9 protein-coding genes are annotated in these 13,205 nt (G+C 66.6%); 5 read left to right on the top strand and 4 right to left on the bottom strand.

Annotated elements, in window-relative coordinates:
* The first annotated feature begins 245 nt into the window (after positions 1-245).
* The 3 genes from KF833_02040 to fmt all read left to right on the top strand — a co-directional run bounded on the left by KF833_02040 (position 246) and on the right by fmt (position 2,865).
* Positions 246-1,184, top strand: coding sequence for a hypothetical protein (locus KF833_02040; protein MBX3744065.1), 939 nt, complete (start codon positions 246-248; stop codon positions 1,182-1,184).
* A 13-nt stretch (positions 1,185-1,197) separates the two neighbouring features.
* Positions 1,198-1,842: a nucleoside monophosphate kinase gene (locus KF833_02045; protein ID MBX3744066.1), complete on the top strand. Its 645-nt coding sequence runs from the start codon at positions 1,198-1,200 to the stop codon at positions 1,840-1,842.
* A 90-nt stretch (positions 1,843-1,932) separates the two neighbouring features.
* Entirely contained in the window at positions 1,933-2,865 is a 933-nt protein-coding gene (fmt, locus tag KF833_02050) for a methionyl-tRNA formyltransferase (protein MBX3744067.1), read from the top strand.
* Between the two features lie 43 nt (positions 2,866-2,908).
* Here the strand turns inward: fmt and KF833_02055 are convergent, their stop codons facing one another.
* From KF833_02055 to KF833_02070, 4 genes are all read right to left on the bottom strand, one after another.
* Positions 2,909-4,921: a hypothetical protein gene (locus tag KF833_02055; protein MBX3744068.1), complete on the bottom strand. Its 2,013-nt coding sequence runs from the start codon at positions 4,919-4,921 to the stop codon at positions 2,909-2,911.
* A gap of 246 nt (positions 4,922-5,167) precedes the next feature.
* A complete protein-coding gene (locus tag KF833_02060) occupies positions 5,168-6,172 on the bottom strand; it encodes a peptidyl-prolyl cis-trans isomerase (GenBank protein ID MBX3744069.1) in 1,005 nt (334 codons plus the stop codon).
* A gap of 11 nt (positions 6,173-6,183) precedes the next feature.
* Positions 6,184-7,776, bottom strand: coding sequence for a phosphoglycerate dehydrogenase (gene serA / locus KF833_02065; protein MBX3744070.1), 1,593 nt, complete (start codon positions 7,774-7,776; stop codon positions 6,184-6,186).
* A 120-nt stretch (positions 7,777-7,896) separates the two neighbouring features.
* Positions 7,897-8,370 carry a hypothetical protein gene (locus KF833_02070; protein ID MBX3744071.1) on the bottom strand — a complete coding sequence of 158 codons (474 nt, stop codon included), beginning with the start codon at positions 8,368-8,370 and terminating at the stop codon, positions 7,897-7,899.
* A gap of 208 nt (positions 8,371-8,578) precedes the next feature.
* Here KF833_02070 and recA point away from each other — a divergent pair, with 208 nt between their 5' ends.
* Both recA and secA read left to right on the top strand, forming a co-directional pair.
* Positions 8,579-9,673 (top strand): recombinase RecA, encoded by a 1,095-nt coding sequence (recA, locus tag KF833_02075; GenBank protein ID MBX3744072.1) that lies wholly within the window; start codon positions 8,579-8,581, stop codon positions 9,671-9,673.
* A 263-nt stretch (positions 9,674-9,936) separates the two neighbouring features.
* A complete protein-coding gene (secA, locus tag KF833_02080) occupies positions 9,937-13,032 on the top strand; it encodes a preprotein translocase subunit SecA (protein ID MBX3744073.1) in 3,096 nt (1,031 codons plus the stop codon).
* The last annotated feature ends 173 nt before the right edge of the window (positions 13,033-13,205 follow it).

The raw sequence follows: 13,205 nt of genomic DNA on the forward strand, positions 1-13,205 counted from the left end.
ACTCAATCCATGGTGTCTTCCAACCCCCAACCCCAACCCGACCGCCCCCTCCCACCCCCTGCATCCCGGGACTGTGGGGAGAGCTGCGAACTGCGCTTCGGAGGGCCGAGTTCCACGAGGCCGCACCGGTGTGGAGCGTTGGGTTGAGGACCTGCGGATTGCGTCCCTCCGATTTACGGCCTCCTTCCTTCGCTCCGGAATTTTTCTTTCTCCTCCGGGGAACCGTCTGTTATCCACTGCGAACAATGCGTCAGCTGTTCCGAACCGCGCTCGCGCTGCTCTTCTGTCTGATCGCCCTGCCAGCGCCAGCGCCGGACTTCAAGATGGCGGATGGCTCTGTGATTACGGGTGAACTCGTCGCTCCGAATGAAGACGGCACCGTGATCCGCCGCGCCTCCGGGGGCCTCACCGGCCGGCTGAGCTGGGATCTCTTCGCCCAGGAAACCCTCCTGGAAATGGTCGCCGATCCGCGCCTCAGGGAGCTCGTCGAGGCATTCATCGATCACCCTGAACCGGCTCAATCGGTTGTCCCCGAAGTCGTGGTCCGCCCGCCCCCAGGCAAACTCCACCGACCCGACCGCCGTCCCGGCTTCTTCTCTGCCCTGGCAACCCCTGCCGGCTGGTTCATTCTCCTCGTCCTCTTTGGAGCCAATCTGTACGCCGCCTACGAAATCGCCGTATTTCGGAATTACCCGGCTGCCGCGGTCATGGGCACTTCCGTGATCCTCCCCTGGCTCGGCCCACTCCTGTTCCTGTGCATGCCCACCCGGGTACTGCATGACGCCCCGACCCCGATGGGTCAATTCGAGGCGCCCCAGGAAGTCGAAACGACAGGCAGACAGGAACTGGCCGCCGCCGGTCTGGCGGGCTCCGCCCTGTCCCTCAGCGCCAGTAAGGCATCCTCACCCTCCCAGGGCGCCCAGGCCGCCGTGTACCGCGGGAGCGAAGTCGAATTCAATCGCAGCTTCTTCGAACGGACCTTCCCCCTCTTCTTCCGCCTCACCCGGAGCGACTCCGACAAGGATGCCGTTCTGGCGGTCAAGTCCAGCAAGGGCGAGGTGGTCGCCATACGCATCTCCCGGATCAGTGCCAACGAGATTGGCCTCGTCACGCAAAAGGGCAACGAGGTCCAACTGCGCTTCGGCGAAATCTCCGAGGTCCATGTTCGACCCAAATCCTCCTAGTCCACTGCCGCGGCTGAAGTACCGCGCCATCCTCCTTTTCGGCGCCCCCGGCGCCGGAAAAGGCACCCAGGGCAAGATTCTCGGCGAAATCCCAAATTTCGTCCACTTCTCGTCGGGCGACGCCTTCCGCAGTCTCCGCGTCGATTCCCCGCTCGGTCGTGTCTTCGTCCAGCACGCCTCCCGCGGTCAACTCGTCCCCGACGAGCCCACCATCGAACTCTGGCATCATTCCGTTCAAGGCCTCATCGCCAACGGCCGGTTCAACGAGGAGGCCGATACCCTCATCCTCGACGGGATCCCCCGCAACCCCAACCAGGTCCGCCTCATGGACGACGTCATCGACGTCAAGGCGGTCTTCAATCTCTTCTGTCCCGTCATGGACAAGCTGGTCGTCCGCCTCCAACGGCGCGCCGTCCGTGAGAACCGCCTCGACGACGCGAATGTCGAGGTGATCCGCAGCCGCCTCGAAACCTACAAGCGCGAGACGCGGGCCGTCCTGGAATGCTATCCCGAGTCCATCATTCACCAGATCGACTCGACTCAGGAACCCCTCCGCGTCCTTCTCGACATCCTCAAGATTCTGGCGCGCCTGCCCAAACCCGCCATCAGCGACGGGACAACGACCTTTTCGGAGCAACTCGATCAGGCGGCTTCCTGAACTCCGCCTTTTCCCGCTCCCGTCCTTTTCCCCTCTCCGTCAACCCGGTCGTTCCCCGGCATGCCCTCCGATCGCCCGCGCCTGGTCTTCATGGGCACTCCCACTCTGGCCCGGACCGTCCTGTCCACGCTGGCGGACGAGACCCCTGGCGACATTGCACTTGTCGTTCCCCAGCCGGACAAGCCGCGCGGTCGCGGCCTCGCCTGCCAGCCGCCTCCCGTCAAGCAGGAGGCCGTCTCCCGCGGTCTCCCCATCGATCAGCCTTCATCCGCCAGGGATCCGGCCTTCCTCGACCGCCTCCGGGCCATCGCGCCCGACGTCATCGTTGTGGCGGCCTACGGCCAACTCCTCCCCCCGGACCTCCTCGCCATTCCCCGCCACGGCTGCCTCAATCTCCATACCTCCCTCCTCCCCCGCTGGCGCGGCGCCGCCCCCATTCAGTGGGCCATCCTCGCCGGCGACCGCCTGACCGGTGTCACCCTGATGCGCATGGACGCCGGACTCGACACCGGCGACATCCTCGCAACCTCGTCGATCCCGATCCAGGACACGGACACCAGCCAGACGCTCCATGATCGACTGGCGGACCTTGGCGCGTCCCTGCTTGTCCGGTCCCTCCCGGACTGGCTCGCCGGCCGTCTCCCGCCGGTGCCCCAGCCTGCCGAAGGCATCACGATCGCCCGCAAATTGACCAAGGAAGACGGTCGCCTGAACTGGTCCGAATCCTGCCTTGCCCTGGGGCGACGCATCCGTGCCCTGGATCCCTGGCCGGGCGCCTTCACCACCTTCCCGGATCCTGCCGGTCGTCCGCTCCTGCTCAAGATCTGGAGAGCCACCCCGGTCCCGGAGCAGGGACCGTCCGGTGTCGTTCTGCGCGCCTCGGGTTCGGAACTCATCGTTGCCACGGGCGAAGGCGCGTTGCGACTGGACGTCCTTCAGCGCGAAGGCCGGCGGCCCCTCCCCGCCCGCGACTTTCTTGCCGGCCAGACGGTTCGTGAAGGCCAACGCCTGGGCGGATCCTGACCCTTCGGACACGACCGCCCGGGGCCCGTCCCACCCTCTCCCTTCAACGGGCCAGCACCCGAAAGAAACGCGCCGGCACCCCGCCATCCAACGTCACCCTTGCCCGATACGCCCCCGCCCCCTCGTCCGGCTCGACCCCCGGATCGTCGATGGACTGCCACGGACCGGCCACCGTTCCGGCAGCTTCCATCTCAAGGGCCTCCGCCGTTCCCCCTTCCACGACAAACCGGACCAGCAGGGCCCCCAACCCATCCCGTTCCACGCGGATCAACCGTACTGCGCTCGGGCCTGGCGGCGCCTCTTCGGCGACCACTTCGCGATCCGGACCCCAGGGAAGCACCCGATCTCCAATCCGCGCCCGGGCCGACAGGAGAAAGCGTCCCTCGGACACCGGCCGGAACGTCAGGTCTCGACCCTCGCCCACCGGCCCTTCGGTGGCTTCTCCGACCCGCGCCGCATCCGACACATGGATTTCGTCCAGATACCAGCCCACTCCCGGATCCGACTGGGGGAAGTAATTCCCCCGTCCCGTCGAGTACACGAACCGCAGTTCGGCCATCTGGCCGGCGAGGCCGCTCAGCGGCACCTCCCGCCTCACGAACGACGTCTCGCCGGCGTTGCCCGTCCCCGCCTGCTCCCAGAGCGTTGCCCAACCGGTCGCCGCGTTGGTCATGGCCTGGACCCGCGCACGCTGCGCCGACGAAGCCCAGCCCAGGCGGCTCCAAAACGACAACACACTGTCCACGCCGATGAGCACGGGGCTTCGGACTCGCAGCACCTGATCGATGGGCTCGACATGCGCGAGATGGAAAGCGGCGTTGCCTGCCTGTCGCACCTCGCCCTGCACGACGGCATATCCCCCGGCCACGCTCGCCTCCAGCATGCCGAGGCCATCCTCGCCCCCCTCCGGCTCGGTCCAGGGCCAGTACTGACGCCATCGCCAGTCGTACCCCGTGGCCGCCCCCACCGGCGTCACCGAATAGGTCCGGTCCCTCCCGGTCCCTGTCACGGACGGTCCCTCGACCTGGGGCGGCGCATAGGCCGGGGTGAAGTCCACCTTCACATTCGCGCCCCCGGTCACCTCGAAGACCCGCGTTTCGGCCGGCAAACCCGGCGCGGAGAAGACCACCGAGTGACTGCCATTCCCGGGCAGAGGCACGACGTAACCTCCTGACCGCGAGGTCACCGTCTCGGCCCCGCTCCCTTCGAGGCGCACCGTCACCCCTCCGATCCCCTCGCCCAGCCCGTAGAATGCGTCGCCATCCAGATCGTAGTACGCCACCCCGGTCAACAGGGCCGGCAGCCCGTTCCGACTGGCCATCACCTGGGTCACCAGTTGGGGACCCACCGGGCCTTTCCTGCCCAGGACCACCCCAATGCCAATCTCCCGGAACTCCCGGTTGTGAATGGTGAGCCGGTGCCCGGGCGGCTCCTGAATTCCGCCCGGTCCGAGACCCCAGTCGATATTGAATCCCGCGTGTCCATGCCAGACCCCCTGGGCATACGAGAACACGTTCTCCCCAAACCGGTTCCAAGGGTACCCGGTGCCCTCGATCCGCTGCTGGCTCGTGCTCCCATCCGACCCGCCATGCCCTTGGAACTCGGCCTCGAACATGTCCGCGCTGTGCCGTCGCGCCGCCTCCGTCAGGCGCGCCTCCAACGCCAGCGGCGGCGCCGGCGCCAGCGTCTCGAACTGCCCCTTCATCAACTCCAGATCCACTGAGAAGAACTCGATCGCCGACATCACATCCGGATCCGAAGTCGCCGCCAACCGTTCCGCCTCCGCCCTCGGGTCCCGTCGTGCCCGATTGATGAACTCCAGATAAAGCTGCTCCTCGTCGCTCGGATCCCCCATGTCGTGCTGGGAGCTTCCCGCCCGGCGCAACGACTCCGCGCCCGCGTCCGACACCCGCTGCATCCAGGGCGGCGCCACCGGCGGGGCCTCCGGCAATCCGACTCGCCCATTCCTGGCTCCTTCCTGCTCCTCCGCCCCGGCCCAGCCCCCCGCCGCACAGATCCCCGCCACCAACCCGCCGACGATCGCCTTCCGAATCATGGCCGCCAGCCTAACCTCGACCGCCCCCCTGACAAACCCCATTGCCACCCCCACCCCATTCCCCATTCGGCCACGAACCTGGGCCGTATCCATGCAGTAAGGAGGAAAGCGATGGCGCCGCAGATTTTCGGGCAGGACGAGGAGTGAGCGAGGCGCGTATCGGAACCAGATACGTAACGAGCAAACGACGAAGCGCTTGCCCGAAAAGATCAAGCCAGCGCCCCCGACCTTGCTGCATGGCTACGGCTAAGGAAATCCCACCCATTCGATCCCCGCCTCGCGGAACACGGTCTCCTGGTACTTCGGCAAGGCCTCCTGCGTCGCCTCCAGCTCCATTCTCGATTCCAACGCCTCCCGAACCTCCTCGAAGGGCACCTTCTCGCCCGGCAGACGCTCCTCCAGCTTCACCACGTGGAGCCCGAACTCGGTCCGGATCAGGTCGCTCACCCTCCCGGGTTCGAGCTTCCGCAGCGCCGCCTCCAGCTCAGGAACCATCCGCCCCAGCGGAAACACATACTCCCCCTGCCGCTCCCGGCCGGCGGGGTCATCCGAGAAATCCCGCGCCAGCGCCCCGATGTCCTCCCCGCGCCGCGCCCGATCCGCGAGCCTTCGCGCCAGCGTCTCCTTCTCGGCCAGCTCCGTCGCGCTCAACTCCCCCCCCGCCGGGTCCCGCAATGCGATGACCACCTGACGCACCCGCACCCGCTCCGGTCTTCGGAACTCCTCCGACCGTTCGTCATACACCCGCCGCACCCGCTCAGGCGTCACCCCCAACAGGGGTTTCAGCTCGCGGCCCAGCACCTCCTCGCAAATGGCCCGTTCGTGCAACTGCCGTTCGAAGCTCTCCGGATCGAGTCCCGCCGCACGAACCTGCGCCTCGAAGCGCGCCTGGCTCTTCGCCCTCGCCCGCTGCTCGTCGATCAGGCGCGCCACCTTCTCCCCGGCCACCCGGCGATCCTCGTCCGTGGCCCGAAGCAACAGCAACTGGGTCAGCGCCAGCTTCTCCACCAACTGCCGCTCGATGGTCCGGCGCTGCCCTTCGGCAATGCCGCGCCCCTGCGCCGCCAGCGTCGCCCGCAGGTTGATGAAGGCTTCGTCCAACTGCTCCTGGGTCACTTCCACCCCGCGGCCCCGCGCCAGCACCGCCGCCCCCGATTCCATCGCCACCGGTCCGCAACACACCGCCGCCCCAAGGACCAGCAACCCCGTCAGCCGTGCCGTCGATCGTCCGAATGGAATCCCGTTTGCCATGCCGTTGCCTTTCATAGCCGTACCACCCGCACATGGGTGATGTCCGGGTCCCGCCCCAGCTCGGTCAAGGCCTCGTCCGGGGGCACGCTGTCCAGCACCACCGACGTCAGGGCCTCGCCTCCGACCCGGTCCCGGCTCAGGGTCATGCTGGCGATATTAACCTGGTGGCGCCCGAGGAGCGTCCCCAAGTGACCCACAATCCCGGGCCGATCGCGGTTGCGCAACAGCAGCAGCACCCCGCTGATCGGGATCTCGGTCGGCGTGCTGAACAACCGGACAATCCGCGGATTGTCCGGAGACCCGAAAAACGTACCGCCGGCGGAGACCTTCGTGTCTCCCGTGTGCACCGCCACGTGCAGCCACTCGTTGAAGGTCACCGCCTCGTCCGACCGCAATTCCTCCACCACCAGCCCGCGGTTGGCCGCGATCGACCGGACATTGACAAAATTCACCTCCGGACCGCTTCCCGGCTCCAGCAGCCCCCGCAGAATCGCCCGCGTCACCGGATCCGTCGCGGGCAGATTCCGCGCCTCCCCGCCATAGGTCACCTTCACCCGGTCGATCTGCCGCGGCGCGAGCTGGCCCAGGAGGCGCCCCAGCTTCTCGCCCAACTGGAGGTACGGACGCAGCACCGCGAAGGTCTTCGCATCCAGTGCGGGCACGTTCACGGCGTTGCGCACCTCCCCCTCCAGGAGGTAGGCGGTGATCGCCTCCGCCACCTCGATGCCCACGTTCTCCTGCGCCTCCTCCGTGCTCGCCCCCAGATGCGGGGTCATGATGACCTGGGGCAACGTCCTCAAGGCCAGATCCGCCGGCGGCGGCTCCGTCTCGTACACATCCAGCGCCGCCCCCGCGACCTGGCCCCCGGCAATCGCGGCCGCCAGGTCGCTCTCGACAATGATCCCCCCGCGCGCGCAGTTCAGCAGCCGCACCCCCCGCTTCATGCGCGCCATCGCCCCCGCATGGATCATTCCCCGGGTCTCGTCGGTCATCGGAAGATGCACCGTCACGAAGTCCGCCTGCGCATACACCGCCTCCAGCTCGACCAACTCGACATCGATGGACTTTGCCCGGGCCTGGGAGAGGTAGGGATCGTAGGCCAGCACCCTCATTCCGAAGGCTCGTGCCCGCCGGGCCACCTCGGTTCCAATACGCCCCATCCCCAGCACCCCCAGGACCTTCCCGTGAACCTCCGTTCCCGAGAAGGCCTTGCGATTCCATTCCCCGGCCTTCATCGATGCGTGGGCCTGGGGGATCCTGCGCGCCAGCGCCAGCAACATCGAAAAGGTCAGTTCCGCAGTCGATATCGTGTTCCCCGCCGGCGTGTTCATCACCACCACGCCCCGCTCCGTCGCCGCCTCGACGTCCACGTTGTCCACCCCGACTCCCGCCCGGCCCACCACCCTCAGCACGGACGCCGCCTCAATCACGGCCCGCGTGATCTTCGTCTCCGACCGTACCACCAGGCCCACGGCGTCCCGAACGCGCTCGATCAGTTCGGCCTCCGGCAGCTTCCGGCCGATCACATCCACTTGAAACTCGGCCCGCTGCTGCAGCAGCGCGATCCCCTTCGGCGACACCGGGTCGCACACGACAATCTTCATCATGTATGAAGTCCGCATGCTAGGGAGCCCCCCAACGGGGGTCAAACAACGATCCCCGGAGGAAAAGAAGGCAGGGCCCGCGCCCTGCCTTCCCCCTGGGAGGGTCGTGCCTTGCGTTCCCTAGCTCTCCTCCCTCCCCTCTGCCGTTCGCGACGGCGCCCGCCCGGCCCGGCCCTCCTCCTCGACACGGGTCGCCACGACCCGCACCAACGTGGCCTCCTCCTGCCCGGCGGCGTTTCGACGCAGCGTGCCCCCCACGCGTTCCCCCTGCTTCAGCGTCTCGAGGGTCATGGGCCGACCCTCCCGTTCCAGCCGGGTCGTCTCCAGCACGCGGATCACCCGACGGGCCTGCCGGCCCTCCAGGATCACCGTGCGCTCCTCCAGATCCACCCTCGCGATGGTTCCCCGGAAGGGATAGGTGTCCCTCCGGGTTCCCGTCGCCGGTCGTTCGACCGCGGCGGCGCTGTTCGTGGGAGTCAGGGTTGCGGCCTTTCCAGGCCCCGTTTGGCTCGTCCCCTGCCCATTGGCGGAAACGGCCATGATGGCGGCGGCAATAGACACTGCCAGCCGCAGCAGTCCTGCGGTTTGCTTCATGGTTTGCTTACCTCCTTGACACGGACGAAGTGTCCGCGTTCGCCTGCCGGTTATCAGGAAGCCGGGGGCGTGTCAAAACCGAAGTCAGACAAATTTTCCATCGCCGTCCCAAGCCCACTCACTCGCTCCCCGAACTCACTCCACTCACTTACCCGTCCTTTACGTCCACCCGCCTTCGAGTTAAGACAGTGCCGGAGGAATCCCTGACATGCCGCCCAAGAATGACGCGAAGTCGGCCGACCCGAAGCCTGCCGACTCCAAGCCCACCGACGCCGCCCGTGCCGCCGCTCACCCCCGTCAACGGGAATTGGATGCGGCCATCTCCACCATCACCAAGCAGTACGGCGACGGCGCCATCATGCGCCTGGGCGAGGTCGCGGCCCGTCATCGCATCGAGGTGATTCCCACCGGCTCCCTCGGCCTCGACCTCGCCCTCGGCGTCGGCGGCGTGCCCCGCGGCCGGGTGGTCGAGATCTTCGGCCCCGAGTCGTCCGGCAAGACCACCATCATGCTCCACATCATCGCCAACGCCCAGCGGGCCGGCGGCCTCGCCGCCTTCATCGATGCGGAACACGCCCTCGATCCCAACTACGCCCGCCGCCTCGGGGTCAACCTCGACGATCTGCTCGTTTCCCAACCCGATTCCGGAGAGGAAGCCCTCACCATCTGCGAAACCCTCGCCCGCTCCAACGCCCTCGACGTCATCGTCATCGACTCCGTCGCCGCCCTGGTCCCCAAGGCCGAACTCGAAGGCGAAATGGGCATGGCCACCATGGGCATGCAGGCGCGCCTCATGTCCCAGGCCCTCCGCAAACTCACCGCCATCCTCAGCAAGGCCCGCACCACCTGTCTCTTCACCAACCAGATCCGCGAAAAGGTCGGCGTCATGTTCGGCAACCCGGAAACCACCCCGGGCGGCAAGGCCCTCAAATTCTACGCCAGCGTCCGCATCGACATCCGCCGCAAGGAAACCCTCAAGGACCCCTCCGGCGCCGCCATCGGCAACCACGTCAAGACCAAGATCGTCAAGAACAAGGTCGCCCCACCCTTCGCCGAGGCCGAATTCGACATCCTCTTCAACCACGGCATCGACCGCGAAGGTGGTGTCCTCGATGCCGGCCTCGAAGCCGGCGTCATCGACAAGAAGGGCGCCTGGCTCCAGTTCGCCGGCGAACTGATCGGCCAGGGTCGCGAAGCCGCCCGCAAGACCCTCGCCGACAAACCCGACCTCGCCCGCAAAATCACCGACACCATCGTCGCCAAACGCTTCCCGCCCGCCTCCGACGCACCGGCCGCCGCCTGACGGTGCATCCCCGAGTGGTAGGAAGAAGTGCGAGCTTCCCGAAGCGTGGCCTCGGAGGGCCGAGTTCCACGAGGCCGCAACAGGGTGGAGCGTTGGGTTGAGGACGGTTGAGGACTCTCGGAGCTCGTCCCTCCGATTCGCCGCGCCGCCTCCTCCCCACCCCTCCCGGATTCGCGGACGGCCTGATCCCCGCCGGGATTGCCTTTGACGCTACCCGGGCCGGGGCGTAGCTTGGCCGACCCTTTTTCAAACGGGGCTTGACCATGCTGGGTTACTTCGTCCGGAAAATCATCGGCACCAAGAACGAGCGCGAAGTGAAGCGCCTCCGTCCCTTGGTGGATGGCATCAATGCCCTCGAACAGGGCCTTCAATCCCGGTCGGACGACGAACTCCGCGATATGACCGCCGCCTGGAAGGCGGAGCTGTCGGCCATCGACGACAAGGCCGCTCTCGCCGCCCGGCTCGACGAACTCCTCCCCGAGGCCTTCGCCATGGTCAAGAACGCGTGCCGCCGCCTCACCGAACGCCGCACCGAGGTCATCGTCCGCAATCACCCCATCGTCTGGGAGATGATCCCGTTCGATGTCCAGCTCATCGGCGGCATGGCCCTCCACAGCGGCAAGATCGCTGAAATGGCCACCGGCGAAGGCAAGACCCTCGTCGCCACCCTCCCCGCCTTCCTCAACGCCCTCACCGGCCGCGGCGTCCACGTCGTCACCGTCAATGATTACCTCGCCTCCCGCGACAGCGAATGGATGGGCGCCATCTACCGCTTCCTCGGCCTGACCGTCGGTTGCATCCAGCACAACCAATCCCCCGACGTCCGCCGCGCCCAGTACGCCTGCGACATCACCTACGGCACCAACTCCGAGTTCGGCTTCGATTACCTCCGCGACAACGGCATGGCCACCACCCATGCCGAACAGGTCCAGCGCGAACACTACTTCGCCATCGTGGACGAGGTGGACTCCATCCTCATCGATGAGGCCCGCACCCCGCTCATCATCTCCGGCCCCGCGGTGGTCCACACCGACAACAAGATCTACGACGACTTCAAGCCGGCCATCCAGCGCATCGTCGATGCCCAGCGGCGCCTCTGCGAACGCTTCGCGTCGGAGGCCGAATCCCTGATCCGCAAACTCCACCCCGAAGACGGTTCCAACCCCGCCGACAAGGACGAACTCGAACGCCAGATCGGCATCCTCCTCTTCCGCGTCAAGCAGGGCCAACCCCGCCTCCCCGCCTTCCTCCGCCTCCTCGAATCGGCCGAGAATCTCCGCCTCATGAACAAGGCCGAGCTCTCCCTCCACGCCGACCAGACCAAGAAACTCCTCTACGGCGAGAAGGAGGAACTGTTCTTCGCCATCGACGAAAAAGGCCACGACTCCGACCTCACCGAAAAGGGACGCCAGATTCTCCGCCCCGACGATCCCGACGCCTTCATGCTGCCGGACATCGGGACCCGCTTCCACGAGATCGATTCCCAGCCCGAACTCGAGGCCCGCCAGCGCCTCGAACTCAAGCAGGCCGCCCAGAAGGAATTCGAGTCCCGGGCCCAGAAGATCCACGTCATCTCCCAGCTCCTGAAGGCCTTCTGCCTCTTCGAAAAGGACGTCCATTACGTGGTCCACGAAAACAAGGTGATCATCGTGGACGAACACACCGGCCGCGCCCTGCCCGGCCGCCGCTGGAGCGACGGCCTCCACCAGGCGGTCGAGGCCAAGGAGGGCGTCGAAATCGAGCGCGAGACCCAGACCTACGCCACCATCACCATCCAGAACTACTTCCGCCTCTACACCAAGCTCGCCGGCATGACCGGCACCGCGGAAACCGAGGCCCAGGAGTTCCTCGACATCTATCACCTCGGCGTTCTCGTCATCCCCACCAACAAACCCTGCCTCCGCAAGGATGCCCACGACACCGTCTACAAGACCAAACGGGAGAAGTGGGACGCCGTCATCCGCGAGATCTCCGAAGTCCATCAACAGGGCCGCCCCATCCTCGTCGGCACCGTCTCCGTCGAGGCCAGCGAACATCTCGCCCGCCTCCTCAAGAAGGCCGGCATCGTCCACTCCGTCCTCAACGCCAAGTTCCACGAGCAGGAGGCCGAGATCGTCTCCCGCGCCGGTCAGCGCGGCTCGGTCACCATCGCCACCAACATGGCCGGCCGCGGAACGGACATTAAACTCGGACCCGGTGTCCCCGAAATCGGCGGCCTCCACGTCGTCAGCACCGAACGCCACGAGGCCCGCCGCATCGACCGCCAGCTCCGCGGCCGCTGCGCCCGCCAGGGCGATCCCGGCAGTTCCCACTTCTTCCTCTCCCTCGAGGACGACCTGATGCGCCTGTTCGGCTCCGACCGCATCATCCGTTACATGGAAAAGATGGGCCTGGAGGAGGGTCAGGAACTCGAGCATCCCCTCCTCAACCGTTCCATCGAGCAGGCCCAGAAACGCGTCGAGCAGCACCACTTCCAGATCCGCAAGCGCACCCTCGAGTTCGATGACGTCATGAACCGTCATCGCGAGGTCATCTACGGCTTCCGCAACGACATCATCCGCTCCGACGATGTCCGTGACCGCCTCATGGACATCCTCGAGGAGGTGGTGGTGGACAAGGTCCGCCAGTTCACCGACGACGGCGATGAACTCGATTCGTGGAACCTCCGCAGCCTGGTCGATTGGGCGAACCTCACCTTCCCTCTCGGTCTGCCCGAGGAGGAAGTCCTCACCGCCGCCCGTTCCGGCACCGAAACCCCGCTGCCCCAGTCCCTCTTCGATGGCCTGTCCGCCCATCAGTTCGCGGTGGCCACCTTCATCTGCGACGCCGTCCGCCGCGCCTACGATCTCAAGATCAGCGTCGAGAATCCCGACGCCCTCAAAACCGTCGAGCGCTACACCATGCTCAGCGCCATCGACCGCCAGTGGCAGGAGCACCTCTACAACATGGACAGCCTCCGCGTGTCCATCTCCCTCCGCGCCTACGGTCAGCGCGATCCCCTCATCGAGTACAAGTCGGAGGCCTTCAAGCTCTTCGAGGAGCTCATGGTCAACGTGAAGAGCGAGATCTGCCGCAACATCTTCCTCTCCGCCTCCAGCCTCATGGCCTTCCAGAACTTCCTCCGGAAGCTCCCCCAGAAGACCCTCCACGCCGAGGTCAGCGCCTTCGGTCCCGCCCCCTCCCCCGCCGCCCAGATCTCCCCCGAGGAACGCGAACGCGGCGCTGCCGTCGTGGACGAGGTCGCCGACGAGGTTTCCCGCAGCACCAAACCCCAGCAGCGCCCCGGTCCCAAGGTCGGCCGCAACGACCCCTGCCCCTGCGGAAGCGGCAAGAAGTTCAAACAGTGCTGCGGACGCTGATCCCGACCCTCCCCACCTGGCCTCGGGCCCTGCGGCTCGGGGAAGCCCGAACGGGTTCCAGAGTCTAGCCAGCGTTCGAACCCGGCATCGAGGCTTCGAATCCCGGCAGCGTCACCCCTGCCTTGGGTCGCCGAAGCCCCTCAGCCGTATCCATGCAGCCCGGGCAACGGGCG

The sequence above is a fragment of the Verrucomicrobiia bacterium genome, from assembly GCA_019634625.1.
Lineage (GTDB): Bacteria > Verrucomicrobiota > Verrucomicrobiia > Limisphaerales > CAIMTB01 > CAIMTB01.

Excerpts from the sequence above, each read along its gene's own strand:
- KF833_02040 (MBX3744065.1), top strand. The coding sequence starts at position 246 with ATGCGTCAGCTGTTCCGAACCGCGCTCGCGCTGCTCTTCTGTCTGATC.
- fmt (MBX3744067.1), top strand. The coding sequence starts at position 1,933 with ATGGGCACTCCCACTCTGGCCCGGACCGTCCTGTCCACGCTGGCGGAC.
- KF833_02055 (MBX3744068.1), bottom strand. The coding sequence starts at position 4,921 with ATGATTCGGAAGGCGATCGTCGGCGGGTTGGTGGCGGGGATCTGTGCG.
- KF833_02060 (MBX3744069.1), bottom strand. The coding sequence starts at position 6,172 with ATGGCAAACGGGATTCCATTCGGACGATCGACGGCACGGCTGACGGGG.
- serA (MBX3744070.1), bottom strand. The coding sequence starts at position 7,776 with ATGAAGATTGTCGTGTGCGACCCGGTGTCGCCGAAGGGGATCGCGCTG.
- KF833_02070 (MBX3744071.1), bottom strand. The coding sequence starts at position 8,370 with ATGAAGCAAACCGCAGGACTGCTGCGGCTGGCAGTGTCTATTGCCGCC.
- recA (MBX3744072.1), top strand. The coding sequence starts at position 8,579 with ATGCCGCCCAAGAATGACGCGAAGTCGGCCGACCCGAAGCCTGCCGAC.
- secA (MBX3744073.1), top strand. The coding sequence starts at position 9,937 with ATGCTGGGTTACTTCGTCCGGAAAATCATCGGCACCAAGAACGAGCGC.